This is a genomic window from uncultured Marinococcus sp. (assembly GCF_947493875.1).
Lineage (GTDB): Bacteria > Bacillota > Bacilli > Bacillales > Marinococcaceae > Marinococcus.
Window position 1 is genome coordinate 1 of the sequence record NZ_CANLSU010000014.1, and the last position, 26,347, is coordinate 26,347.

At 41.6% G+C, this 26,347-nt stretch carries 30 protein-coding genes and 1 riboswitch; of the genes, 19 read left to right on the forward strand and 11 right to left on the reverse strand.

From position 1 onward, the window contains the following. From Q0757_RS16080 to Q0757_RS16115, 9 genes are all read left to right on the forward strand, one after another. Positions 1-306, forward strand: a 306-nt coding sequence (locus Q0757_RS16080; protein WP_298789139.1) for a transposase, incomplete at its 5' end; no start/stop codon positions are given. Positions 307-357: 51 nt separating this feature from the next. After that, a complete protein-coding gene (locus Q0757_RS16085) occupies positions 358-708 on the forward strand; it encodes a hypothetical protein (protein ID WP_298789140.1) in 351 nt (116 codons plus the stop codon). Between the two features lie 36 nt (positions 709-744). Next, positions 745-1,404 (forward strand): restriction endonuclease, encoded by a 660-nt coding sequence (locus tag Q0757_RS16090; protein ID WP_298789141.1) that lies wholly within the window; start codon positions 745-747, stop codon positions 1,402-1,404. Positions 1,405-1,422: 18 nt separating this feature from the next. Next, complete coding sequence (locus Q0757_RS16095; RefSeq protein ID WP_298789142.1) at positions 1,423-2,031, forward strand: recombinase family protein; 609 nt, start codon at positions 1,423-1,425, stop codon at positions 2,029-2,031. A gap of 167 nt (positions 2,032-2,198) precedes the next feature. Beyond that, positions 2,199-2,699, forward strand: a complete 501-nt coding sequence (locus Q0757_RS16100; protein ID WP_298789143.1) for a hypothetical protein — start codon at positions 2,199-2,201, stop codon at positions 2,697-2,699. A gap of 20 nt (positions 2,700-2,719) precedes the next feature. Then, positions 2,720-3,004, forward strand: a complete 285-nt coding sequence (locus tag Q0757_RS16105; protein ID WP_298789144.1) for a hypothetical protein — start codon at positions 2,720-2,722, stop codon at positions 3,002-3,004. Positions 3,005-3,846: 842 nt separating this feature from the next. Continuing rightward, entirely contained in the window at positions 3,847-4,143 is a 297-nt protein-coding gene (locus tag Q0757_RS17045) for a helix-turn-helix domain-containing protein (protein ID WP_094908958.1), read from the forward strand. 147 nt (positions 4,144-4,290) lie between these two features. After that, the gene (locus Q0757_RS16110) at positions 4,291-4,623 is read left to right on the forward strand and encodes a hypothetical protein (protein ID WP_298789145.1); all 333 of its coding nucleotides are present in this window, start codon (positions 4,291-4,293) and stop codon (positions 4,621-4,623) included. Between the two features lie 7 nt (positions 4,624-4,630). Further along, positions 4,631-5,020 (forward strand): hypothetical protein, encoded by a 390-nt coding sequence (locus Q0757_RS16115; RefSeq protein WP_298789146.1) that lies wholly within the window; start codon positions 4,631-4,633, stop codon positions 5,018-5,020. A 1,436-nt stretch (positions 5,021-6,456) separates the two neighbouring features. Here Q0757_RS16115 and Q0757_RS16120 read toward each other — a convergent pair. From Q0757_RS16120 to Q0757_RS16135, 4 genes are all read right to left on the reverse strand, one after another. Next, the gene (locus Q0757_RS16120) at positions 6,457-6,900 is read right to left on the reverse strand and encodes an Lrp/AsnC family transcriptional regulator (protein ID WP_298789147.1); all 444 of its coding nucleotides are present in this window, start codon (positions 6,898-6,900) and stop codon (positions 6,457-6,459) included. 63 nt (positions 6,901-6,963) lie between these two features. After that, complete coding sequence (locus Q0757_RS16125) at positions 6,964-7,881, reverse strand: nucleoside hydrolase (protein WP_298789148.1); 918 nt, start codon at positions 7,879-7,881, stop codon at positions 6,964-6,966. Between the two features lie 78 nt (positions 7,882-7,959). Further along, entirely contained in the window at positions 7,960-8,868 is a 909-nt protein-coding gene (rbsK, locus tag Q0757_RS16130; RefSeq protein ID WP_298789176.1) for a ribokinase, read from the reverse strand. A 158-nt stretch (positions 8,869-9,026) separates the two neighbouring features. After that, a complete protein-coding gene (locus Q0757_RS16135; RefSeq protein ID WP_094908953.1) occupies positions 9,027-10,025 on the reverse strand; it encodes a LacI family DNA-binding transcriptional regulator in 999 nt (332 codons plus the stop codon). 414 nt (positions 10,026-10,439) lie between these two features. Between Q0757_RS16135 and Q0757_RS16140 the strand changes: the two genes are divergently transcribed. The 6 genes from Q0757_RS16140 (at position 10,440) to Q0757_RS16165 (ending at position 15,379) form a co-directional block, all read left to right on the forward strand. Continuing rightward, entirely contained in the window at positions 10,440-11,099 is a 660-nt protein-coding gene (locus tag Q0757_RS16140; protein ID WP_366139548.1) for a response regulator transcription factor, read from the forward strand. After that, complete coding sequence (locus Q0757_RS16145) at positions 11,096-12,490, forward strand: cell wall metabolism sensor histidine kinase WalK (RefSeq protein ID WP_298789149.1); 1,395 nt, start codon at positions 11,096-11,098, stop codon at positions 12,488-12,490. The genes Q0757_RS16140 and Q0757_RS16145 overlap by 4 nt, the downstream gene beginning before the upstream one ends. Positions 12,491-12,555: 65 nt before the next feature. Next, positions 12,556-13,614, forward strand: coding sequence for an ABC transporter permease (locus tag Q0757_RS16150; protein ID WP_298789150.1), 1,059 nt, complete (start codon positions 12,556-12,558; stop codon positions 13,612-13,614). Beyond that, positions 13,611-14,303 carry an ABC transporter ATP-binding protein gene (locus Q0757_RS16155; RefSeq protein WP_298789151.1) on the forward strand — a complete coding sequence of 231 codons (693 nt, stop codon included), beginning with the start codon at positions 13,611-13,613 and terminating at the stop codon, positions 14,301-14,303. Before Q0757_RS16150 ends, Q0757_RS16155 begins: the two co-directional genes overlap by 4 nt. A gap of 155 nt (positions 14,304-14,458) precedes the next feature. Next, positions 14,459-15,061, forward strand: a complete 603-nt coding sequence (locus Q0757_RS16160; RefSeq protein WP_298789152.1) for a recombinase family protein — start codon at positions 14,459-14,461, stop codon at positions 15,059-15,061. A 42-nt stretch (positions 15,062-15,103) separates the two neighbouring features. Then, the gene (locus Q0757_RS16165; protein ID WP_298789153.1) at positions 15,104-15,379 is read left to right on the forward strand and encodes a hypothetical protein; all 276 of its coding nucleotides are present in this window, start codon (positions 15,104-15,106) and stop codon (positions 15,377-15,379) included. 144 nt (positions 15,380-15,523) lie between these two features. On the opposite strand, the gene Q0757_RS16170 is transcribed toward Q0757_RS16165, so the two are convergent. The 4 genes from Q0757_RS16170 to Q0757_RS16185 all read right to left on the reverse strand — a co-directional run bounded on the left by Q0757_RS16170 (position 15,524) and on the right by Q0757_RS16185 (position 18,504). After that, a complete protein-coding gene (locus tag Q0757_RS16170; RefSeq protein WP_298789154.1) occupies positions 15,524-15,793 on the reverse strand; it encodes a type II toxin-antitoxin system RelE/ParE family toxin in 270 nt (89 codons plus the stop codon). After that, positions 15,790-16,017, reverse strand: coding sequence for a type II toxin-antitoxin system RelB family antitoxin (gene relB, locus Q0757_RS16175; RefSeq protein WP_298789155.1), 228 nt, complete (start codon positions 16,015-16,017; stop codon positions 15,790-15,792). The genes Q0757_RS16170 and relB overlap by 4 nt, the downstream gene beginning before the upstream one ends. A 271-nt stretch (positions 16,018-16,288) precedes the next feature. Continuing rightward, a complete protein-coding gene (locus tag Q0757_RS16180; RefSeq protein ID WP_298789156.1) occupies positions 16,289-17,458 on the reverse strand; it encodes a serine hydrolase in 1,170 nt (389 codons plus the stop codon). 194 nt (positions 17,459-17,652) lie between these two features. Beyond that, a complete protein-coding gene (locus tag Q0757_RS16185; RefSeq protein WP_298789157.1) occupies positions 17,653-18,504 on the reverse strand; it encodes a polysaccharide deacetylase in 852 nt (283 codons plus the stop codon). A gap of 836 nt (positions 18,505-19,340) precedes the next feature. Between Q0757_RS16185 and Q0757_RS16190 the strand changes: the two genes are divergently transcribed. Beyond that, positions 19,341-19,622 (forward strand): DUF3892 domain-containing protein, encoded by a 282-nt coding sequence (locus tag Q0757_RS16190; protein ID WP_298789158.1) that lies wholly within the window; start codon positions 19,341-19,343, stop codon positions 19,620-19,622. Positions 19,623-19,737: 115 nt separating this feature from the next. Here the strand turns inward: Q0757_RS16190 and Q0757_RS17050 are convergent, their stop codons facing one another. The 3 genes from Q0757_RS17050 to Q0757_RS16205 form a co-directional block, all read right to left on the reverse strand. Then, positions 19,738-19,818 carry a hypothetical protein gene (locus Q0757_RS17050; RefSeq protein WP_366139549.1) on the reverse strand — a complete coding sequence of 27 codons (81 nt, stop codon included), beginning with the start codon at positions 19,816-19,818 and terminating at the stop codon, positions 19,738-19,740. A gap of 268 nt (positions 19,819-20,086) precedes the next feature. Then, entirely contained in the window at positions 20,087-21,223 is a 1,137-nt protein-coding gene (gene ald / locus Q0757_RS16200; protein ID WP_298789159.1) for an alanine dehydrogenase, read from the reverse strand. Positions 21,224-21,363: 140 nt separating this feature from the next. Next, on the reverse strand, positions 21,364-22,737 hold the full coding sequence (locus Q0757_RS16205; protein ID WP_298789160.1) for a sodium:alanine symporter family protein: 1,374 nt from the start codon (positions 22,735-22,737) through the stop codon (positions 21,364-21,366). Positions 22,738-23,009: 272 nt separating this feature from the next. After that, a riboswitch (glycine riboswitch) is annotated at positions 23,010-23,117 on the forward strand. Positions 23,118-23,272: 155 nt separating this feature from the next. Between Q0757_RS16205 and Q0757_RS16210 the strand changes: the two genes are divergently transcribed. The 3 genes from Q0757_RS16210 (at position 23,273) to Q0757_RS16220 (ending at position 26,251) form a co-directional block, all read left to right on the forward strand. After that, on the forward strand, positions 23,273-23,770 hold the full coding sequence (locus tag Q0757_RS16210; protein WP_094908990.1) for a serine dehydratase beta chain: 498 nt from the start codon (positions 23,273-23,275) through the stop codon (positions 23,768-23,770). After that, the gene (gene sdaAA / locus Q0757_RS16215; RefSeq protein WP_298789161.1) at positions 23,767-24,651 is read left to right on the forward strand and encodes an L-serine ammonia-lyase, iron-sulfur-dependent, subunit alpha; all 885 of its coding nucleotides are present in this window, start codon (positions 23,767-23,769) and stop codon (positions 24,649-24,651) included. Before Q0757_RS16210 ends, sdaAA begins: the two co-directional genes overlap by 4 nt. Positions 24,652-25,162: 511 nt before the next feature. Next, on the forward strand, positions 25,163-26,251 hold the full coding sequence (locus Q0757_RS16220; protein ID WP_298789162.1) for a PTS sugar transporter subunit IIC: 1,089 nt from the start codon (positions 25,163-25,165) through the stop codon (positions 26,249-26,251). Positions 26,252-26,347 lie beyond the last annotated feature (96 nt).

Below are 26,347 nucleotides of genomic sequence, written 5' to 3' on the forward strand. Positions count from 1 at the left end.
ACGGCGTGGTCGCCGCGCTACCCATCGATTCGCCGGGTGCTCGACGAGCACCCCACGTTACTCACCTTTTATGATTTCCCGTCTGCCATCTGGCGGAGCCTGTATTCCACCAATCTCAGCGAATCATTCAACAAGCAGCTGAAAAAATACGTTAAACGCAAAGAACAATTTCCGAATGAAGCGTCGATCGAACGATTTTTGGTCAGTCGTTTCGACGCGTATAATCAAAAGTTTTCCACCCGCTGCCACCTGGGGTTCGCCCAGGCCCAACATCAATTGGAAGACATGTTCCGACCGCAGGGTTAACTTCCCGGCTGGAAAAGGACAGCCGTTTACACAAAATTATTGACGGTCCCTGTGATACTTATTGGCAATATCGTGTGTTTGATTTTATTTGTGTTCTTATTTATTCACTTTTACCGGAAAGCTGAATGGGTTTCGTTTGGTATTACCTGCTTGGTAACGGTGCTTGCAGTGGTGAATATCATTCTCTATGGAATGGATATAGATGGTTCGATCACAACGACCATCGAGACACTGGAAACGATCGTTAATGTTTTATGGAGTATCGCTATGGTGGTCGTGGTTATAGGCACAGCTTTTCTGTTCTTCGTGAAGCAACAGAAAGAACTCGCTACAAAACTTGGGATGACAGGGATTGGTTTGTTAATGATCGTGTTTCTTGCGAAAGAAATGATTCCCGTTTAACAAGGGAAATATCATAAAAGGAAAGGAAGCGTTATGATGGAAGGCTATTCGATTTCTATGCTTATAACAGCCGTGATCGTACTGATCGTTTTGATGTTCCTGGGGCAAGGGATGGTTTATCTCTACCGATGGTGGCAGAACAAGCGGCAGTTCCAGCGCATCATCGACAGCGGCCTTCCGTCCATCGACCAGATGGACGGGGCGCAGTTCGAGTATTTTCTGGTCGAGCTGTTCCGGCAGTTGCAATACAGGGCCAAAGGCTCGAAGGCGTCTCACGACTACGGAGCGGATCTCATTTTAGATAAAGAGAACCGGATTGTCGTACAGGCCAAACGGTACGGCGTGAACAAGAAAGTGGGTATCAAAGCCGTACAGGAAGTGTATTTTGCTCAAACCTATTTCCAAGCCGAGGAAGCGTGGGTATTAACGAACAGCTTGTTCACCCAAAGTGCCAGAAAGGGCGCTGATAAAACCGGGGTGAAGCTGTTTGATCGGGAGGACTTGCAGCGGTGGCTCTTGCAGGTCAATCCGGCCCTTGATGCCAAGACTGTGGTTGAAACCGTGAAGCCGAAGGAACGGAAATGTCCAGCCTGTGGCGGCCGTCTGGAAAAGCGTACATCGAAACACGGGGCGTTTATGGGATGCAATCATTATCCGAATTGCACACATACCGAACCAGTCAATGCCAAGAACTAAGCAAAGGAGAGTAACCGAATGGCTGGCAAACATATCGGCTATGCAAGAGTAAGCACGAACGAACAAAATTTAGAGCGGCAGATGCAGTTACTCCGGGAAGCCGGATGCGAAAAAATCTTTACGGATAAAGATTCCGGCCGGCAAATGAAGCGGAAAGGCTGGGAGGAAGCCAAAGCCTTTTTACGGGAGGAAGATACCCTATTCATCCATGATCTGAACCGGCTCGGCCGGAGCATGGAAGGCATCAAACAGGAATGGGAAGCCTTAACGAAAATGAAAGTGCATATCGTGGTGCTGAACATGCCAATTTTAGACACCCGGAAGTACGGAAAAATGGAAATCGTGGGCCAGATGGTGATGAACCTCTTAAGAGAAGTGTTTGCATGGATGGCCGAAGAACAATGGAAGCAACGAAAAGAAGCCCAAGATCAAGGCATAGCGATTGCAAAGGCACAGGGCAAATACAAAGGCCGTCAAACCGAATTTAGTCCCGAAGGTAAACACCGAGACAAATACTACATGATTTTAAATTTTCTGGAGCAGGGCTACGGCCAACAGGAGATTGCCAAACGGATGAACTGCGGCCTGTCTACGGTCAAACGAATCAAGAAAAGAAATGATCTCTAAAATCTCAGGAATCTTTAAACTGAAAAATTTTTAAGCATAGAGTTTTCCTTACAAAACTAATTGGCTAGTGGTTTTCGTATAGTATATTCATTTTTATATAATTGTATAAATGTATTAAAAATGATAAGGTTTATATAATTAAAATTTGAGAAAGGATGGTCATAAATATGACGAGTAAGAACTCAAGCAACGGTGATTTAACGAATGAAGAATTTCACAACAGAACCCGAAAAAGAAACCCAACTGAAGAGACAGAGAACCCGTTTGAAGAAGCTGATAAGCAGAACGAAAATACTTCAACGGCAGCGCGTAATGTAAAAATTACGTCTGACAAAGAACCGATTGAGAAAGCTGAGACATTTAATAAAAATCAAAACAAGTATGTGACTGTAAATTGTACTCGAAGAGATCGTGATAGACTTAAAGCCATTGCGGTAATGAATGACACTACCATGATTCACTTAACAGAAATGGGAGTCTCTCATTTAGTTCATAAAGAAGATTTGAGTATCAAAAATAATATTGAAGAAAACGATCGACATACTACTATACGTGTGTACCCAGACGATAGAAGTTTATTGAAAAAACTATCCTTCAAACACACAACGACTATGGCTAATGTTATTTCTAACATGATCGACTACTTAGAAGAACGGTACGATCATTAAACAAGGGAGACTTATTATTTATGGTGGGCATTGAAGTATTAGATAAAGGTAAACAAAAGATTGCCGAACAGCCATTAGGTATAAGGTTCTCCTTACTCTTTGGCTTCCTTTTGATAGTCTTTTTACTGTTTTTAATATTTCCACAAACGTTTATAGTGGTTACTATCATAGCCCCAATAGCACTCGCTTTAGGCATTGTTATTGTATACACTATGGCTCGTATTTTAATTGGTCTTATAACGATTATTATTTGTATTACTGCTTTTGTATTGCTTTTCCTCGGACTTAGTAATCTTTTATTTTAAGAATTATTGTGACTTTTATATTTTTTAAGGCTTTGGTGTTTAATAGCCTTACTCATAACTACTTTTAAACTAGTGTACTAGCTAATTAGCATAAATTAATATATTTCATTCATTATATGATTTAGTTGGTAAGTTAACATTGTCTTGTAAATAATCATTTAAACTATTACGTAAACTAAAACTTTTATGTAATAGTTTGATATATAAAGAAATGTATACGGATTTTGTCTTTTTTATCTTTTAGAGTGTTAAGAATTAATTTCTAGAAACAAGGAGAAGCTTAATCACAGGCATTTAACGTAAAATTCATCTGTGCGGGGAATATATTCTACTTTGTGCTTTCTATTGCTTCATTACCTGAGGAGGTTTTATTGTCCTTTTTTAGTTTTCATAATTTCGTTATAGATAGTAAAACATGTCATTTGAAGCGACTGACTTTTTCACAAGAGGGAAGATAACTCTTAAAGATTTTTATTTTTTGCTAAAATGATATTTGAACAGTAACTGTATTTTTTTCGCCGCGTTAGAATATAAATCGCTTAAAAAATAGGTGACAAAGAGTCTCACAGCAAAAAAGAAGGCGATAACCATGATTAAGAGGAAAAGAATGAGTCCTTATGGAATGAACGGCAAAAGGTCTCTCTCCTTGAGAATACGAGAGAACTAGTAGCAAAATGTTTTTTTACCCATTTTATAGTACCCAGTGGTTCTACAGGCTAGTAACTTCCTATGAACGAAAGATTGTTGTATAAGAAAGATAGCAAAGAAGTATATTTAAGCCAGAAACTATTATTAATAAAGAAAACAAGATCTAGAGTAACGGGGAAAGGAGCGTAGGTTATATGGCTCGTGACAATGTAGAACAACGACGCCTGGACCTCTTTGGCGAACAAAAGGTGGCTCAGGCGAAGCATGTCGCGCGTTGGGTCGTTCAGATACGTGAGGCTCGAAAAGCGCGAGTCTGGACGCAGCAAGACCTGGCCCAGGTTATTGGGAAATCAGCTTCCACGATTGGACGGATAGAAACCGGCGCCGTCGTGCCAAGCACGGAGACGTTAATCGCTCTCGGTTTAGCTCTCCACCTCACGTTTATCATTGGCAACCAACCAGCAGATACGGGTTCTCGACCCCGGCCATGACCGTTTCCAAGTCATGGCCGGATTTTTATGTAAAATTATATGCACAAATAAATGCTCATATATTTGTGCATATATATGGGCAAGTGAGTTGCTGTACGATATAATAAAGAAAAGCCCTCCACGTAGGAGGAGAAAGGAGTGAGGGGCATGGTCACGAAAGAATTTAACTCGCAACAGATTCATGCGGCCAACGAGTTACGGACCCTCTCTCAAACTAAACTGTTAGAAATGCTGGAAAAAGAACGCAAGTTAGCGTTTAATTTTAATAATGTGACGAAAGCCACGATGCTGGATATTGAGACGTATAACGAGCTGATCGATCGGTTGGAGGAGCTAGAAGCGAAAGTGGAAAGCCTGGAGCTAGAACAGCGGTATGGGCATCGTCAAGATCCGGACGAAGCGCCCGAGCAGTGGGCCTCGAAGCCCGAAGGCATGTCCTTAGCCGAGTGGTATGCTTCTCACCAGGAGAACTCTCGGTAAGGGGCTGATGGAAGAACAATACCACCGGGACTGGTTGGCGAAGGATCTCCCTCGCATTTATCGTCAGCTCTACCAAGCATCGGCCGTGTCCGATCCAGCAACGGCTTTTCATCAGCTACTCCAACAGTTAGAACAAGAAATCGAGCGATTAAAACGATCGCCGTATCAAGCGTCTAAGCCTCTCCAGCATGGTCGCCTGGCCGCCCAGGGCTATTATGCATGCAAATGGTTTTCCTCGCCTCATATTCGTGGGGCTAAAGGAGCGAAGCCCGATATGCGATTGATCTATAAGTACAACGAAGATCATACGTGCATCTATCTCAAAGCGGTTGGTTTTCGCCATGAGCCTCCGCCGATATATGATGAAGGCGAGCAGCGCAGTGATGCGTTTGAATAATGAGGAATTATGTTTAATCTTAAAATAATTAAATGCTTTTCATACTTGTGGCAATAAAATAATTTAAAATGTTCGATTTATTTTAAGTTGTGTAGTATCATTCAAATCGTTTTTCTTCTAGTAGCATAACGTTTATATGTTGGATATAACATGGTAAGATAGCCGTATAAAAGTTCATTGTCATTTTAGCACCAACAAAGGGAGCGCCCAGATGTCGTCAGCATCTGAGCGCTTTTTTTGTTACCGATCCTTTTCTGTTCTTACATGAATGTTTTAATTATGTTTACTGAAATGTTTACTGAAATGTTTACTGAAACGTTTACGTTTCAGTAAACATAATTAATTATAAAGTTAACGAATATAAGTTAATAGACCCCTATATGGGCTGATGGCATGTATGAGCGTTTAAATAGCGATATCTTGTTAGGACCGTTGGCAGTTCTTAATCATCATAGGCTTTTTAATACAGACCGGGAACAAAACGATCCAAAGCGTGATTATGATCATCGCTGGCATCGTAGTTATACTGTTCGGCACGCTGTTTGAATTTATTGTGGGGTGAACAGCTATTGTTAAGCTATTCGCTCAAAGGGAAGAGGGGCACATATTGGCTTGTTGTTGTTCTTTAAAAATTATAGTTAACATAAGATGTATTATCGGAAGTTATCGGTTTTTATCTCAATATAATAAGTAGTCTTCGTATTTTGAGATAATAAAATTTAAAAAGCGCTAAGTTAATTTAGATATTCAAACTTTATACTCTAATTTTTGAATTAAAAACATGGCTTAACTTCTATATGTTAGAACAATTGTGAGTAGGCCAAAACAAACTTGGATGAAATCAATAAGTACCTCCTACATTGTTCGGTCAGATGAGCTTGACAGGAATACCTTGGTTCTTATTTCTTTTATGCTCACGTTGCAGGCATCCACATCGGTAAAATAGCGATCCTTTTGGCCTCGCAGCCACTCTTATTTAGCTCCGTGATACGGGTGCCAGTTACTTAAATTGCTAGCGAACGCAAAAATTATGGCGCTTGTACCCACTACAATGAGGACAACTGTGTCTCTTCATCGCTAATTGTCGATTTAGAAATGTGTAAGGAACTTTTTCTGAATGTTCAAGTGACCGCAGGTGTGAGACGCAAAATTCTTCTCTCCGCTCTTATGGCGCCCCTACCCTGTTTGGTCTGCTGTTGAACTGCTTCTAGAAGCCATCAATCAGTGGTACCACGTCGTACGGTCCTCGTCTAGTCTTCCTATCAGCATTTACATAGTTGTTCATCACTGCACCCTTTGTTAATAAAGCCATTTACGTCCATGTTTTCGTAATAGCTGAGGTCATCTTGGGAGAGTGCCATTAGCTTTTCCCAGGTGGTAGTTGGCAGAGTCTAAGGTGTTTTTTTATATAGGACTACTGTTTTTCGTTTACATATTTAATACGAGAAAGTATCTTTATATTGCTTTAATTCAACATTTACTTCTACGTCTATAACGCCTTCAGTGGCAGCTAAATCGGTATTGATAAAAGAAACTAAATCCTCCTTGGTTGGAAAATAAACTTGAATGATAAGGTCATGGGTGCCAGAAAAAGAGCCGACAAAGCGAACAGCCTCAAATGCTTGTAATTGAAAGGCAACGTGCCGTTGTTGATCAGTTTGAGTGTGTATACCAATAATAGCTTGGACGTCCAAACCAATTTTTTTAGGATCAGTATAAATAATAAAATTAAAAACTTTAGCCTCAAGCAATTTGCGCATTCGGGTCCGTACGGTTCCTTCACTCACATATATTAATTTCGCAATAGTGGAACAAGATGCCTTAGCGTTTTGCTGCAGAACACGTAGAATATCCCAGTCGGTTTGATCGAGTGATGGCATGGCTGAGACCTCCCCTCTGATGATACGCTGTTTTAAAGCTTAGAAACTATGTGAAACTTCTAACTAAACTATGCGATTTAAAAAATGTGTTACAAATCGGTTAGATTCAACGTCAAGACAAACATTGATATTGGTATTCTTCGAAGTTTTCTTTCCTAATGTTTGTCCTGCTTTGCTTCCTTCTGTCAAAACATCAACATGCATAGGGGCAGTTTGAACAAAAGAAGAATCAATCGCTATGCCCACTGTCAATGGATCATGAAGGGCGCATCCATTAAGTTCAGGCTCAACCCTAGCATATGCGTCCATATAAAACTCACAAGCTTCTGCTAATACATGAGCCAAAGAAGAATTCTTTTTCTTCCATTTTTTTAAAACATCTCTCTTGAGCAGCGTTTTTGTGGTCACATCTAATCCGACAAGAGTAATTGGCAGCCCAGAGCTAAAAGTGAATTGTGCTGCTTCAGTATCGGTATAAATATTTGCTTCAGCATAAGGGGTTATATTACCAGGGACCGATATTGCGCCGCCCATGACCAAAACTTCATCGACTAGGGGGATAATATTCGGGTCTTTTTTGACAGCCTCTGCTAAGTTGACTTGGCTTGCAGTTGTTAAAATCGTTATATCGTTTGGATGTTGGTGAATAGCAGAGATAATAAAGTCATGTGCAAGCATTTCGTGGGGTTTACTAACTGCTGGAGATAAGGTAGCTTCGCCTATACCATTGTTCCCATGAATCGTAACGGTTTTTTCACGAGGGTCCTCCCCATTAAATTTCTTGCTCACTCCCGGTATCACTGGAATTTTTACTCCTATAGTATCCAGAAGTTGCAGCGTATTTTTTGTCGCTTCTGAAACTGTAGTATTTCCAAAGCTAGTAGTTATGCCTAGAATATTTAATTCTGGAGAGTGGATAGCATATGCAATGGCCAGCGCGTCATCAATTCCTGTATCGACATCCAAAATAATATTTTTCATAAGTTTCCCCCGCTCCACTTTTGAAATGTTATTAATGAAATTTCTTGCATTTATCTTTTTTCTAACAAATTTCTTAAGCTAATTCTCGGTTAACCAATGATCGACTACTCCACGATGAGGCATACCTCCTTGAGCGCCGCTTTTTGTAACTGAAAGTGTGCCTGCAGCTGTTGCAAATCGTACTGCTGTATTAAGGTCTTGTCTTTCTCCTACCATCACTGCTATTCCCGCATTAAAGGTATCACCGGCCCCTGTAGTATCAACCGTTTCTGCAAGAAAGGTTGGTTGGTTTTTAAGCACTCCACTTGAATTCGTATAGTAAGCTCCTTCCTTGCCCTTTGTCATGATAATTTTCCCTGGATATTCTGCTAAAGTTTTTTTAACAAAAAGTTCATTGTCCGAGTAACCTAATGCAATGGCTAATTCGTGTTCATTAGGGGTTAGAAAATCTATATCTTCAATTAATTTTTCAGGGATTTGTACGGCCGGAGCCGGGTTTAAAATAACAGGCACTTTATAACGTTTGGCTATGGTTGTGGCTGCAGCAACAGTTTCGAGTGGAGTTTCAAGTTGTAATAATAAGACGTCCGCTTTCTGGATCACGGACTCCACTTGTTCTAATTTTTCTGGAGTGAGAGCTTCATTTGCCCCAGGGACATAAATAATTCGATTTTCTCCATTTTCAATGGTAATAGAAGCAGTACCTGTGTTCATGCCATTCATTGTCTCCACATAAGTAGTGTTCACATTCTCCTTTTTAAGATTTTTAAGCATCCTGCTACCTAAATCATCATCACCAATACATCCAATTAACGTTACATCCGCTCCCAACCTGGAGCATGCCACTGCTTGATTAGCGCCTTTTCCGCCAGGGAGCATCATAAACTTATTTCCAACGTGCGTTTCGCCAAGACTTGGAAATGTAGATGTCTCGGTAACTAGATCCATATTGATACTTCCAACAACAACAATTTTCGGTTTATTCATCATCCATATTCTCCTTTAAATTTTTAGCTTAATAAAATAATAACGACAAAATTTTATGAGGGTAAGCCAATATGTAACCGGTTACATATTGGCGCATTTTTATTTTTTTGTGATATTGAAATGTTTAATATCCTTTTCATTACTTTTATTTCTAAAAATTAATTTATCGATTGGTTTTGAACATTTGTCGATTGCCTTTTGATTAATTGAACAGGATATTTATAATAACGCTCTCTTAATGGCCGCTGTTCAATAAGGTCAATTAGCATATATGCAGCTGTTTCTCCCATTTTATAAATAGGTTGCGCCATTGTTGTGAGCTCCGGAGATGTAATTTCACTCATTCTAATTCCATCAAATCCAATTACTGCTAATTGTTCCGGGATAGAGATACCTAAATTTCTGGCTGCTTTTAATACGCCTGTGGCCATCAAGTCATTCCCGGCAAAAATACCATCGATTTCAGGATGGTTTTTTAATAATGTTAAAGTTGCTTGATAAGCGTCTTTATCATTATAGTGCCCATTCACAATGTATTCGTCTGTAAACCAGCTTTCTTTTTTGACCACCTCTATATAACCGTTTTTACGAAGGACTGAATTAGTGATGTGAGCAGGACCCTCAATATGAGCAATCACTTTACAGCCAACTTCTTTTAAGTGCCGAACAGCGTCCTGTGAACTATGAAAGTTTTCAGAACAGACCGTTGGAAAATCTGAATTAATTGATCTGTCTATAATAACAACCGGTTTTTTTAAAGTTTTAAGATGATTACTATCTAATGTATTTGTTGCTAAAATAGCGCCATCTACGTGCTTCTGCTCCATCATGTCTAAATATCTTTCTTCTTTATTTGCTTTTTCGTCAGAATTTCCAAGAAAGATTGTATATCCATGATCATTCATTATATCCTCGACGCCTCGAGCAAGCTCTGGAAAAAAGGGATTTGTTATATCAGGCAGGATTAAACTGATGGTTTTCGACTGTTTATGATATAAACTTCTTGCTACTTCATTGGGCCTGTAATCTAGCTCTTTGATAGCCTCAATTACTTTATTTTTGGTTTCTTCACTAACATAACCATTATTGTTTAAAACTCTTGAAATTGTCGCGACCGATACCCCTGTTGCTTTTGCTACTTCTTTAATTGTGGCCATAGAATTATTAGTCTCCATTAATAAGGTTATTTAAAATCAGATAGTATATGTGTGTTTTCGATTACATCAAATGATTATGTAACCCGTTACATATTATCCTATTAAAAAATTATTGGTTTTGTCAATTTTTTTTGTTTTCAAATTATTTTATAAAACAACGAACCTTCGCTCTCTATATATTCATGAATGTTTCCAAACATTTATTAGGCTGAGTGAATGCCAAGAATAATTATGGCTTTTTATTCACATAAGAACTTTTTTTACCATTAGTAGTTATAATGTGTTTAATTAAATATCAGCTATACTATATTTAGTTATTGAACTTTATTTTGGTACTATGATTTACTTTTGAAAGATATAACAAGCATTTTATAAAAGTGCAGGAAGGAAGTGTTGGCCATCCTAACTATTCTATTGGTTGATGACGATCCGAACATTTTGGCTTTTACCGGTGATTATTTGCGAAGGGAAAATTACCGTGTCTACGAAGCCGGTCATGCGGAGGAAGCCTGGGCGATTCTCGATGAACATGATGTCCATATTGCGCTTGTTGATGTGATGATGCCTGGCACTAACGGATTTGAACTGACGACAATCATTCGCCAGGATTATGATATCCCGGTCATTCTTTTAACGGCGAAAAATCAAATCGAAGATAAAGAACAGGGATACGCATCGGGCACCGATGACTACATAACAAAGCCATTTGAGAGTAAAGAATTATTATTTCGCATTCGTGCCGTTTTACGGCGATATCAGCAAGTCGCCCAAGAACGAATTCAGGTGGGGCGAACACTCATTAACACTAAGACGTATGAGGTCAGCATCGGTCATCGAGCCTTGCTCTTACCGTTGAAAGAGTTTGAGTTGCTTGTTCAGTTAGCTAGCTATCCCAAAAGAACCTATTCCCGGGAAGAATTAATAGAGTATATTTGGGGATCCACCTTTGAAGGAGATGAACGGACCGTCGATGTCCATGTCAAACGATTGCGAGAGCGTTTCCGTCGTTTGGATCCCGGTTTTGATATCCAAACGGTTCGCGGCATTGGGTATCGCCTGGAGGTCATCGAATGAAGACCCTTTATACCCGGGTCGTGCTCACGACCCTCGTCGTCATGGCCGTTAGTTTTTTCATCGCCTTTCTCGGAACCAATATATACTATCATTATCAATTAAAGCCGGAGAACGATGAACGTATCACGCAGACCGCTCAACAGGTTCAACAGTTTTATGAAAATCATCCGTCCATCAATACCCAAACGTATTTTGAACAGGTGGGCGACACAGGATTTCAAGTTGCTTTATTTTCGTCTGCTGAGGAGGATGGACGTTTTTTTGGATCATCGTTTCGCTCGTCCACCCTTTCTCCCAAGAACATCGAGAACGTCCTTGCCGGTGACACGTATCATGGCGTCAAAAATCATCCGTTTGGCCCGTTGGTTACAGGCTTTTTTGATAATGAGCTGACCAATACCGTTGGTGTGCCGGTGGAGATTCAGGGCGAGACGTATGCGATGTTCCTTCGTCCGGATATCGAATACCAATTGGGCGAATTCCGATACTTTTTAGCCTTTCTGTTTGGAGGGATGGTCGGGATCAGCGTTTTGTTAGTCCTCATCAGTACACGCTATCTGGTTCGTCCGCTAGTAAAGCTCACGGAAGCTACAAAACGTATTACCAAAGGAGATTTTTCTCCGCCCGTGCCGGTTCAGCGCCAAGATGAAATTGGTCAACTAGCACGACAGTTTTCGCAAATGAGTCGAGAATTAGAACAGCTAGAACACATGCGTCAGGAATTTGTCGCTAATGTTTCTCATGAGATTCAATCCCCTCTTACCACTATTCAAGGAATGGCGGCAGAGTTGGAACATGATCAACTGTCGCCGGAGCAACAACAAATGTACGCGAGCACTATTCACCAGGAAAGCCGACGACTGTCATCGCTGGGAAAGCAACTGCTAATACTGGCATCGTTGGATAAGGAAGAAGAACGATTGGCGGTTGCCCCCTATGCGCTCGATCAGCAGTTAAAAACCATGGTTCAATCCATGGCTTATCAATGCCAGGAAAGACAGATTTTTGTCGATATCGACGTTCCTCCGACGATCATTGAGGGGGATGAAGTCCTTCTGTATGAAGTTTGGATGAATTTGTTTGCAAATGCCATCCGTCATTCGCCGATGGAGGGGTCGATATTTATCCGGCTGGAGCCTCGTTCAACGGAAGTAGTCGTGACCATTCAAGATGAGGGGCCTGGTCTTTCGCCTGAGGTGCTGCCTTTTATCTTTGAACGATTTTACCGAGCCGATAAAGCTCGAAGTCGATCGTATGAAAGCAACGGTCTTGGCCTATCGATCGCCCAAAAAATTGTGGAACGTCACCACGGCTTCATCAGCGCTTCGAGCACGGAAGATCAAGGAGCTACGTTTACCGTGGTTCTTCCATACACTCCTTTCGATTCGTAATTCATATTGCGTTCATCTTTCTGGTTTACGATAAGCACCAGAAAGCGAAAAGAAAGGAGTTCATCATGTTTTTAGCCTGGCGTGAATTAACCTATGCCAAATTACGTTTCAGCCTTATTGGATTGGTCATCTTTTTATTAACGGTATTGGTGCTGTCGATTTCAGGACTGGCGCAGGGATTAGCCTCCGACAATGCCTCCAGCATGCAATACATGGATAAGCAAGCCGAGAAAATAGTGCTCGAAGCTGAAGCCGACAAGCAGTTATCACGTTCGGCCCTTTCCGACCATGACCTGGAGGTATTACAGGATAGACCGGAAGCTCATGTATTGAGTCTTCGTCAAGGAACGGTGCAAAGTCATGGAAAAGAAATAGACGTCGCCGAAATGTATATGGACTTAAGCAGTGAGTTGGCTCCTTCAGTGACCGACGGCGAACTTCCTGCCGATGAGACCGAAGCTATGATTGATCATTCCGCCAAAGAGAACGGCCTCCGCCTAGGTGATACGCTGGAGCGGCCGGGCGGTACGGAAGTAACCATTAGTGGATTTACCGAAAATCAGCGGTACAGCCATACGCCGGTGTTGCACGTTCGGGATTCTGCCTGGAAGCAAGGAGAGCTTCCGATCAGTGCGGTCATCTTAGACCATGCACTTCCGGAGCAAGTGCATGATCAACTGCAGAATGCTGAAGTCATGGATATTCGTGCTTCTTTTGAAGGCATTCCCGGTTATACTTCCGAGCAGACGTCGCTTCAGACCATGATTGTTTTTCTATTTCTCATTTCGTCCATTGTATTGGCGGCTTTTTACTACATTATGACGATTCAAAAGCTGTCCCAGTTTGGGATTTTAAAAGCTATTGGGGCAACCTCTAAAACATTAGGAATATCATTGATCCTGCAGGTTCTGCTGCTCACGACCGTCAGTATCATTGTCGGTGTAGCAGTCACGGCAGGAATGGCTACCGTTTTACCGACAGCGATCCCTTTTTCCTTGTCTTTAGGAACCGTCCTATTGTTAGCGGGGCTCTTCTTATTCGTCGCGTTGTTGGGTTCTCTATTATCCTTGGTCAAGGTGATTCGCATTGATCCGTTAAAAGCTATTGGAGGTGGTCAGGCATGAATGATGTATTAACCATGGAACAAATCGAATTTCAGGCTCAAGCCGATCAGCACCCTATTGTTCAACACATTGATATCGCTTTGCGCCCTCAGGAGTTTGTGGCTTTAACCGGCCCGTCCGGATCCGGCAAAAGCACCTTGCTTTCCATGGCAGGAGCCTTACTTCAGCCAACGTCAGGAGCGCTATCGATTAATCAGACAGACGTTCTGCGCTTAAATTCTCAAGAAAAAACGAAACTTCGTTTACAGGACATCGGATTTATCTTTCAATCAGCTCATTTGTTACCTTATTTAAAAACGGCGGACCAGCTTCGCTATGTTGGCAAACTTGCGGGTCTGACAAAGCAAACCATGAATCAACGCATCCAACGACTGCTTCACATGCTTGGGCTCGAGCATCGGCAGCACCACTTTCCCCGGCACTTATCTGGCGGAGAGCAGCAGCGTGTCGCGATCGCAAGAGCCTGGATGAATGATCCTTCGTTAATTTTGGCTGATGAACCAACGGCTAGTTTAGACCGTGAACGCGGAGAACAAGTCGTTCAAACCCTTCGCCATCAGGTCAAGGAATCGAAGAAAGCGGCGATCATAGTAACCCATGATACCCGCTTGTTTGCTTACTGTGATCGAGTCATCTATTTAGACAATGGGCAAATTGATCATGAGGATGCCTCCATCGTTCCATTATGATTCTAAAAAAATTAATGTCTTAAAGTTTTAACTTCTAGACAGCGACATAAACACCCCGTTTTTAACGATAAAACGGGGTGTTTTCCATCTAAAAGTTCGTCTATAATATAATGTACAATACACAATAAACTTTTAGACACTTTGGAGGGACCCCCATGACGCAACGAATTGGTTACGCCCGCGTATCGACCTTTCACCAGGATTTCAGCTTCCAACAGCAGCTTTTGGAAGAAGCCGGCTGCCATCGCATATTTACCGAGAAAGTGACAGGAACAACCACCACCAAGCGAGAACAATTACAAGACGCCATTCAGTACGCCCGTCCGGGCGATACCCTGGTGGTAACGAAGATTGACCGCCTGGCCCGTTCTATTATCGACCTCAATAACATTGTGCATGAATTGGCAGCCGAAGGCATTTCCGTTTTATTTCTAAAAGATAATATGGAGTTTCATGCCGGAGAGGACACCAATAGCATGCAGACGCTGCTGTTTAACGTGCTGGGGAGTTTTGCGCAGTTCGAAGCCGACCTGATCCGGGAGCGTACCACAGAAGGACGAGAACGGGCCAAAGCCCAAGGGAAGCACATGGGAAGACCGGGGCAATCGAACAAAGCGGTTCAACAAGCCCTCCAACTCTTCCAAGACCGGGCCAACAATAAGATGAGCGTGAATGATATTGTGAAGGTGACAGGCGTTCCTCGCTCAACGATTTATGCTAAACGGCCTGTCCATGGTAATGGTAAAATTAGGGATTAGTAGGTGGAATATATTTAACAAGAGACGTTGGAGGTATGACTTGTGACGTTTATAGCGCAGTATGGATTTTTCATCGCTATCCTAATTGTGATAGCCACCATAATATTTTTCAGTTACCTGTTACCGAAAACAGAGAAATTTTTGTATGTTTTGACTGCTTTATTGGTGTTGGGTGGAATAGGGATTATTATTTATAGTTTTTTGGGTGCAAATGAGGTCTTTGAAGGAATTGCTTTAGCTTTTTTAACATTTTGTATTTGGTTAGGTATGGGGTTGGGATGGGTAGGAATCGCTATCTATGAAATGGTAAAGAAATGAAAGAAAGGAGATTTTATTAATTAAAAGCTAGAAATGCCTGGAGGAATATATGTCTCCAGGCATGCATAATTCTCTTGATCATTTAAATAATTGCGCTTATCGGCAGTCTATGACCACTCTTTGAAAAAAGTCACCTTCGCTGTTTTATTTATAAATATCACGGCGATGACCAATTTCTAAAATTAAAATGATGATCTTTTCATCATCGATGTGGGCTATAATTCGACGATCGCCTACGCGATATCGCCATGCTCCAGCTCTGTTTGCCGTTAACCCTTTTCCATGAGCTCTAGGGTTAGTTGTACCCACTAAGTTTTTATTGATCCAAGCCATAAGCATGGTCGCCTGATGTTTATCCATTTTTTTTAATGATTTTTGTGCTCTTTTTTCGAATCGTACTTCGTATTCGGTCATTTGTTTACGTCTAATTCCTTCATCATCTCATCGAAAGAAATATCGCTTGGCTCCTCGTGATGTTCTTGTAGGGCTTGTTGATAAATTTTCAAGTCAATATCATTTTCAATCTGCTCTAAAACGGACGAACGAAATAATTCGGATAGACTAACGTTATTGGCTTTAGCATATTCTTTAATTAATTTTTCTTCCTCTTCATTCATGCGTAACGAAATAGTGGACATGACATCTCCCTCCTATGTAATACATTGTAATACAAAAAGATAAAAAAATCAAATGAATAAATTTTTCCAAATGGTTATGATAATTTTTCGTCTCGTTTTGAGAAAAAGTAAACAAGTCACGGATAGGGCCTCCATGATCTTAATTGAACCTAAGGAATTTTTATAGGATTAAGTTCATTCTTCCCGTGTTTCAAAACTTTATTCAGTATTTGGTCTCACCCTCCATGTAAAAAGTGGGAAACATGCTAATCGTTATAAGTGAACATAGGTGTTATTTAATATTTTTCATGAGGTCTTCAAGAAAAAGCATATCGTCAATAGACTGTGTACCGAGAGGTTTGGGACGAGCGGAGGAAATGGCAGCCACCACTTGTTCGTGCGGATCGATATGAAGAACCTGGCCATGAATACCGTAAGCTTGAAATGCTCGATGTTGTTTTGATTGGTCTGTCCAGGCAGGCCACCACATCAGCCCATAATTAACTGTCTCTCCATTATCTAACGTGGTTGGTCGGCTGGCCAATTCGAACCATTGGTCTGGCAAGGTAGAGGTGCCTGCTATTTTCCCCTCTTCCAAGAAAAATTGGCCAAACCGTGCATAATCTCGTAAGGTAGCTGAAAAACCACTGCCGCCGATTTCGTTGCCCCCTGGAGAATCCAGCCACCATGCTGCCGGACTTTCCATCCCATAAGGCTCCCAAATTTTTTCAGAAAGATAAGTGGATAACTTTTTCTGAGTGGCTCCAATAACGATTTCGCTCGCTATGGTCGTTTCCCCCGTAGAGTAATTGTGAATGGTGCCTGGATCGCCATTCCGAGGAAGGTTGGCCATGACTTGAAGCAACGAGCCATGCTTTTGGGAAAGTTGGGCTCTTAAAAAATCACGGCGGTCGGATTCCGGATTGGTGTACGTTTCATCCCATTTCACTCCGGAATTCATTGCTAGGATATGACGTACCGTGGTGCCCTCATAAGCGCTGCCTTGAAGACTCGGCACATATTTAACGGTGGGGTCATCGATACTATTGATGTATCCATCTTTGATCGCGAGTCCTACTAGCGTGGAAGTAATGGACTTCGCCACGGACATGGACATCCATCGGGTATCAGGGCCATTGCCATGCTGATAATTTTCGTACACCAACTCCCCTTGTTTAAGTATCACCATGCCGGTGATGGAATTGAGCGTGACATAGTCATAGATATCATAAGACTGATCAGCAATTTGAGTCGACTCGTCCTTTATTTGGGATTTAAATGGATGTAACGATAACGAGGATGATTGTAAAGGTTTTGGGGAGGAAGAAGCCGGTATCGTACGTGTTGGAAAAAGACGTTCAATATTACGAAAAGTATTAATGGCAAGGTCGGGAAACATATCGCCATTATAAATATTATCCGTTGTTCCTATTTGTTCCTTTTCGTGTCGGTAAAAACTCATCACCTAACCCTCCCTCTTTATAATTCCGTGGATCCTTCAACGATGATAATGACAACCATTGGTATCGTGAATACTTTATGGAATTGATCATATTAAATGTTTATCTCCCTGGCGTTAGGTAGTCGGATGCTGCTGATTGCTCTCTATTCCAAGGAGATTTTTGCTATCAACTCTTTTTTTATTATCGAACTATATTATTTATCCTGCTCAAAATTATCATGAATCTCGGCTAGAGTGGCAAACCATGCGCCACGCGAGTCCATATATTGAATCAGCTTTTCTAATTCAACAATCATATGCCCACGGCCAATCGTTTGGGGATGCGTGGTTAGCACAAAGCATGCTCCTTCTTCGTGATCACATGCATAGTCAAAAATGGCTTTCCAGCGGTCATATACCCCTGAAACGGATTGCAGACCGTCCGCCATGCCCGGAGCAAATTCCTGGGTAGGAAAGTCGTCCAATAGCCAGGAGACAGGTATTTCTAACAATTGACTATCCGGGCCGAAGACATTAGCCTTGTCGTGATGAACCTCCACCGGTCGAGGACGATAAGGATAAAGGTCGTTCCCCATCAAACTGCTGTCGTATTCAAAGCCATATTTCTCCAGGATGCTCAAGGTGTTTGGACTGTAATTCCATGCGGGGGATCTGTATCCCCTTGGCTTAACCCCAAGGTTAGCTAACGATTCGAGTCCCATCGTCATGATTTTTTCTTCTTCTTCATACGTTAGCGGAGTAATGTTTTCATGTGCATAACCATGATGAACGATTTCGTGCCCATGGTCTACTACCGATTTCGTTATTTCTGGAAAGGTATCTACGGTGTGACCAGGGATGCACCAACTTGTTTTGATATTATATTTATCTAGAAGTTTTAATACTCGCGGTGCTGCTACTTCTGCCCCAAATTCTCCTCGAGCCATATAGGCAGGGCTTTCTTGGTTATACATTCCCATCCAAACGGAAGGACCATCGAAATCAACACCAATATTGACAGCTACCCGTTTCCCTTTAGGTAAATTGATTTTTCCGCTCGTTTGCATCATTGTACCTCCATTCATATCAGAATTTTATTCAAAATGTTTCGAAAATTCACCATAGTCATAAACCAGCAACGTTAAGCACTTACATCCATACCTGTACTTTTTGTAAGCGCTTTTATTTTATCATAAAAAGAACTTATCATTCAATTTACCTTTTATAGTTCCCGTGCTTTCTTCAAGAAGAATAGATTTGAAAATCTTAATTATGATTGCTTATGTTAGAAGCTAACATAAAGTAAATTATCGGAAGTTAATTACTTTTGTGACATTACAAAGGGAAATCTCTATGATTTGCGGCAAGGATAAAAAAAGAAAGCCCACTCTGAACTGCCCCCCCCCCCCCATCAAGTAGACAATGAAAATAAGTAAAACTCTTAAGCGGCTTGGTTCCGTTATTCTATCGGGGGCCAAGCCGTCACTAAAACCACAAAAGCATCCTTCGAAGGAGTAATGTCTTTTGGCGAACTTGGTGTGGAAATGGTTTCTTGATCTTCTTCCATACTATAGAGAAATCTTTCGAGAACGTCTCGAGTTATATATGTACCTTCTTACATATCTTCTCCCTGGCTAATACCACCTGGTAGATCAGGAAATGTGATTGTAAATGCTCTGTTTTCGTTTTCGCTGTTGTCAAAGATGGCTAGAAACATATATTCAGCCATAAATATAAACTTCCTTCATGCTCGAAAGGAAATACGTTTATTCCGTTTCTGCTAGTACTGCAGACAGAGTCCTTTTGTGGAGAAATCACTTACACATAGTGGACAATTTTATTGATAACAACATACAATAAATACAGAAACGCTCAGATTCTTATCCTTGAAAGGAGAAAAACCATGCTAAAAGCTACTGCTATCCGAATGCGTGTGGGACAAAAAGATACCGATGACGTAAAAGAAATTGACTCGATTCATATTGAAGGAGACACCTCGCCAAAAGGGTGGGAGAAAAAAGAAAATCTCTACGATTTTTTAAGAGATAATCCGAACGACAAGATTTACGTTGATATTGAGCCCAACCCTGAATTGATAAAAGCTAAGGACGGGGAACAAAAATATGTAAGGTCTTCTCCTAATGATACCGAAAACGATAATCTGTTAAAATTGCCACGCGAATAAAAGTGAAAGAGCAAGCAGTTCGCAACTGCTTGCTCTTTAAACCAGGGGCTGATCCCGGGACGAATCAGTCCTCTCTTAACGGTAGCTCAAAAAAGCTGCCTTTCTTTCGTTATTGTTAAACCGCTGTAAAACCACCGTCAACAGGAACGACTGCTCCGTTAATATAATTCGATTTGTCTCCCAAAAGGAACTCCACGAGTTCCGCTACTTCTTCAGGCTACGGCATTGGCACGAATACCTTCCGAGGCGTATTTAGTGACAATGGTTTTTGTAATCCCGATGGTGGCGCGTTTGTGAGTGAGGCAATCAAACTGCTGTTTTAAAATAAGAAAAACCCCCCAGTCAATATACTTGGGGGCCTGCTTTGTTCTTATTTTAGTTCATGTTAATGATTTTTTGAGCTAGTTTTTAATAGGTTACTTATTATTTTTTGACTTCGATAGTGTTTATAATCATTCCCTATATTAATTCAAAGAAGAAATATTTTTTTCCAAAACGTCGGCTACATGGAAGTAAGGATAATTTAATTCGTTGGCCACAGCGTCATGGGTGATTTGGCCATTCGCTGTGTTCAGTCCTTTACTAAGGGCTGGATGGTCATTTAATGCTTGGTAAACGCCTTTATTTGCAATATGCAGCGCATAAGGAATGGTTACATTGGTTAAAGCGATGGTGGAAGTTCTTGGGACGGCGCCGGGCATATTCGCGACGGCATAGTGGACGACGCCCTCAATGTTATACGTAGGGTTTTCGTGCGTCGTTACTTTTTCTGCTGTCTCAATGATGCCTCCCTGATCAATGGCCACATCAATAATAACGGATCCTTTGTCCATGGTTTTAATCATGTCCTTGGTGACGAGCTTGGGCGCTCGAGCTCCGGGAATAAGCACTGCTCCAATAACTAAGTCGGATGATTGAACTTCTTGAGCAATGTTTAAAGGATTACTGCTGATGGTTTGAATTTGGCCTCCGAAGGTTTCGTCAATTTCCCGAAGGCGTGCAGGGTTTAAATCGACAATGGTCACGTCGGCCCCTAAGCCATGAGCAATTCTGGCTGCATTTGTGCCTACTACGCCACCGCCAATGACCGTCACTTTTGCTTTTTTCACCCCGGGCACGCCGGACAACAACACCCCTTTTCCTTCATAAATGCTTTCCAGGAACTGGGCTCCTACCTGGGCGGCCATTCGTCCAGCTACTTCACTCATCGGTGTTAATAAAGGAAGTGCCCCATTTTCTTGTACAGTTTCATAGGCAATAGCTGTAACTTTATTAGCCGTTAAAGCTTCTGCTAATGCGGGTTCTGCAGCGAGATGTAGATACGTAAACAAAATAAGGTTTTCACGAAAAAATTGATATTCTTGTTCAATGGGTTCCTTGACTTTCATGATCATATCAGATTGAGCCCACACTTGATTGGCCTGTGGCATTATAGTGGCCCCAGCTTGTTCGTAGTCCTGGTCCTCGAATCCGCTTCCCTGCCCCGCTTTGGTCTCAATCAAAACTTTATGGTTATTTTTCTTCAATGTCAGCACTCCGGCTGGCGTGATTGCTACTCTTTTTTCTTGGTTTTTGATCTCTTTGGGTACTCCTATAATCATACTATTTCCTCCTAAATATGAATGTATATACGATTATGACATCATTACGAAAACACAATTTCATTAGAGTTATTCTTTTTGTAATTTCATTTCATATGAAAAATCTTACTTGTTTGTTATAAAGGGATATTATTAAAAACTTAATATAGGAAAAACTTTTGCGTTTCTTCACGGATGATTTTATACAAAAGCAGTAAAGCAAGTAAGTTGGGAATCATCATTAAAGCATTGGCCATATCGGCAAATGCCCATACGAGTTCCAAATTAGCGACCGTGCCTAAAAAGGTAGCGGTAAGATAAATAAATCGATACGTATTTAATAGGCGAAAATTCGTTAAGTATTCAAAACATTTTTCCCCATATACATACCATCCAACAATGGTGGAAAACCCAAAAAATATGACCGAAAAGGCCACAATATACTGGCCAAAAACCCCAAGCGTTTCCCCGAATGCTGCACTAGTTAGAGCGCCTCCGTCCAATGAAGCATTATGCGAAACACCGGAATACAGCCCACCCGTAGGATCCCAAAATCCAGTTACAATTAACACAATCGCTGTCATACTACATACAATAATGGTGACAATAAAGGTCCCCGTCATGGCTACCAATGCTTGTTTTACCGGTGAATCGGTACGAGCGTTTCCTGCGACAAGCGCAGCGGTTCCCAGGCCCGCTTCATTGGAAAAAATCCCTCTGGCAACACCACTTTGGACCGCTTGCGTCACAGCAATACCTGTAAAACCTCCCACTGCTGAAAGAGGAGAAAACGCATACTGAAAAATCAAACCGAAAGCAGGAAGAATTTGATCATAATGAATGATAATAATAAGCATTGCGCCGAAAATATATAAAACAGACATGATTGGCACAAAAAAGCTGGCGACTTTGCTAATTCGTTGAATGCCGCCAAAGATAATCAGAGCAGTTAAAAGGACTAATAAAGCTCCGGTAATCCAGTTAGGCACAAAGAAACTTTGATCCATAACGTCAGCGATGGTGTTAGATTGAACGCTATTTCCTATACCTAAAGCAGCAAAAGCACCGAAAAGAGCAAAAGCCAAAGCCAAAGGCATCCATTTTTTCCCCAACCCTTTTTCGATGTAATACATCGGCCCGCCTGAATATTCCCCGTATTTATTCTTGATACGAAATTTAACTGCTAATAAAGCCTCCGAATATTTCGTAGCCATCCCAAGCAATCCAACGACCCACATCCAGAAAATAGCGCCTGGTCCGCCTAACGTTAAAGCGGTAGCAACTCCAGCAATATTTCCATTGCCTATGGTGGCGGTAAGCATGGTCATAAGGGTTTTAAAATTACTAATATCTCCCTCCTGTTCTTCTTTTTCCGTAGCTTTTTCTTTGGTAAAGGCTAAACGAAAAGCATATATTAATTTATGAAATTGGACTCCTTTTAAAACAATTGTTAGGAAAACGCCTGTACCTAAGAGCAATACCAGGCTTGGCACGCCCCAAAGCACGTTGTTAATTGATTGAATAAAATCTAGCAAAGATGAACTCCTACCTTCTTTTCGACATTGTGAAGCGGTTTCATTCAAAGTATAGTAAAAGATAGTCAAAATTAGTTTGTGAATTTTTACAAAATGTGAGCGTTATCATTGTGATAGATAATCAAAATGAAGGCGATTTCATACATAGGCCTTTTAATCGAACGAGTATGTAGTTATAATAAAAATATCTTTACATTGACATGGTTAGTACTCTTAATCTATTTGAAAGGATAAATTTTCCTGTATATTATAGATAAATCTAAATTAAGCAAATGAATGTGTTGGGAGAGATTGCAGCGCGTAGCTGTAGCACCGAAGGAGCAATCTTTTTAAACAGCCTAAAAAGAAAAACTCTCAGGTTCCGGGACTAACACAGGATGCACCTCTGGAGAAGGTATCTACCTGCCGAAGAAGAGAATTCTTTGTAAAAAGATGAAATCTTTCAGGCTCCCAGACAGAGATGTGGCGTAAACGCTACTTCTCTGTCTTTTTTTATTTTATAAACGCTTACAATAAATAATTTGAGGAGGTATTTATGCAATTTGATAGCTGTTTTGATATTATTGGCCCGATCATGGTGGGCCCTTCGAGTTCACACACCGCTGGAGTGGTCTCTATTGGCAAATTTGTGCACACTTGGCTAGGGGATTTGGACCATGTCACCATTACGTTTTACGGCTCTTTGGCCTCGACGTACCAAGGCCACGGATCGGACAAAGCCATTATCGGCGGCTTGCTCGGGTTATCGTCACGAGATCTTAATATTCGCAGCGCCTATGCATTAGCCAAGGATCGTCATCTGGATTACCATTTTACGCTCGTTCCCGATGCTCCTCCGGACTATCACCCGAATACTGTTCAGGTGGAAGCCGCTTCCCGGGCGGGGACCCTGCACATCATAGGAGCCTCTATTGGCGGGGGCGTCGCGATGATTTATGCCATTAACCATCAGGAGGCGAGCATCAACCTGGGCACGGGCGTGGATATTGATACTATTGTGGCAAAAACCAAAAAGGAGGTTTCGGACGTATGACGGAAACCATGAAAGACATTGTGGCGGCATGCCAGGAGCGAGGCATTTCACTGGGTGAATGGATGATCCAGCGGGAGACAGAGCGGACCGGGGGTGAACGGGAAAAAATATTCGCCCAGATGCAAGAAAGGCTGAGCGTGATGAAAGAAGCTGTGGCCCAAGGAATCAATGACTTGGAGGAAACGACCAGCAAACTTTCGGGCGGGGACGCCTATCGGATGCATCAATACAATCAGACAACCGATCCCCTATCCGGCCCCACCATCAGCAAAGCGATGGAGGCAGCCATGGCCACCTCTGAAAGCAACGCAAAAATGAATGTGATTGTGGCGACGCCGACCGCGGGGTCCGCGGGCATTCTTCCTGGCATCATGATTTCCCTGCAGGAAAATCATCATATTAATGATGAAGCACTCACGATGGGGCTGTTTGCAGCGAGCGCCATTGGTTATGTGTTTGCCAACCATGCTTTTGTCTCGGGAGCCGCCGGTGGGTGCCAGGCGGAAGTAGGATCGGCTACAGCAATGGCTGCGGGAACCATAACGGAATTGCGCGGCGGAGCTCCGGCAGCTGTGACACATGCCGTGGCGATGGCCATGAAATCCCTTCTGGGATTAGTTTGTGATCCTGTCGGGGGGTTAGTGGAAGTGCCCTGCGTGAAGCGTAATGTGATCGGGACCTCTATTGCCTTTTCAGCGGCGGATATGGCCCTAGCTGGCATTGAAAGTCGGATCCCTTGTGATGAAGTCATTCATACCATGCATACCATTGGCAAAGACATGCCAGGGAGTTTAAAAGAAACCGCTGAGGGAGGACTTGCACAAACACCGACCGGTTTGCAAGCAGCGCAACGGGTCTATCAACGGCCATGTAACTTATAGGAATACTTGTTCTTGAATAAATCACTGCGTCTTTTAAGTTTGAACTATTCATTAAGAACTCTCGCCTCAGCAAAAAATCTTATCAAAATTTTTTAGATGACCAATCTTTGGGAGCGTCAGTGACTTATAAAGGTCATGTAAATAGTTAGCGTCTGAGAAGTAAACCGAGACGAGGCCTCCCTTATATTCAATATCTTAACGTTTGCTGATCTTTTATTCGTCTGCAGTACCAAAAATATAAAGGTCAGCGAAATACTCGGAAATGTTTCTCGACGTATTAATAAAAGAAATACCTACATGCTTTGTTCACATTTACGTTGATGCTTAAAAGAATATGCTATAACTAACGAGTTAAAAAGATGACTATATGAACATTCTTAATAAGTTTCGGTACAAAAGTGGAAAACATTTAAGTTTAATACCCTGTGAAATAAAAGTTAAATAATTTTTGCAATCAAAAAATGATAACGCTTACTTTTGCGTTTGTCATCAATCATTGGGAGGCGAATGTATGGAGTTGATGTTTGGGGTCCTATTATTGTTCTTGGTGTTGGCTTTTTTTACTTTGTTCAATTACAAAGCTCCTCAGGGGAGTAAAGCGATGGGGGCACTGGCTGCTGCAGCCTGTGCAAGTTTCTTGGTTGAAGCTTTTCATGCTTTTTTCTTTGGAGATGTGTTGAATATCCCTTTTCTTAAAGCAGTCGGTGAAGCGAATGGGAGTTTAGGAGGGGTGGCAGCTGCTACTCTTGTTCCTTTAGCACTTGGAGTATCACCGGTTTATGCTGTGTTAGTGGGTATTGCCTGTGCAGACCTAGGTATTCTTCCTGGTTTTTTAGCAGGGTATTTGGTAGCCTTCGTAGTAAAATACTTAGAAAAAAAGGTTCCGAATGGGTTAGATTTAATTGTGATTATTATTCTAGCAGCCCCTCTTAGTAGATTAATCGGGGTAAGTGTTAGCCCGGTAGTTGATGCCACCCTTTTAAATATTGGTGATATACTGGTGTCTACCTCACAATCCAGCCCCATTGTTATGGGCATCATTTTGGGCGGTGTTATCACTGTCGTAGCTACAGCACCCTTAAGCTCCATGGCGCTAACAGCAGTTTTGGGGTTAACAGGTACTCCTATGGCAATAGGAGCCTTGGCCGTGTTTGGGTCTTCTTTCATGAATTTTATCTTTTTCAAGAAAATGAAGTTTGGAGACAAAAAAGATAATTTATCTGTCGCGATTGAACCACTGACTCAAGCAGATCTTATATCTGCCAATCCAATTCCTATGTATATCACAAATTTTGTCGGGGGCGCTGCAAGTGGCGTTGTGATTTCTTTATTAGCCATGACCAATGAAGCTTCGGGTTCCGCTACCCCCATTGCTGGGTTAGCCGTCATGTTTGCTTATAATCCCGCCGGACAGGTTATTTTAGTAGCCAGTATATGTGCGATTTTAAGTTTAAGTGTTGGTTACGCAGGAGCCTTTGTTTTTAAAAATTATCCAATCATGACTGCCAATGAATTAAGAAATTCTGAGGTAAACAAGCAACCTGACATGAAAATAAAAGTCACGGGTGAAAACATACAAACTGAAAAATCATCTCTGTAAATTAAAAATTAATTAGAAAAAATATAACCCGAATCGTAGACATATAAAAGTCTTTACGATTCGGGTGTTTTATATATATATATATCAAATGTTTTG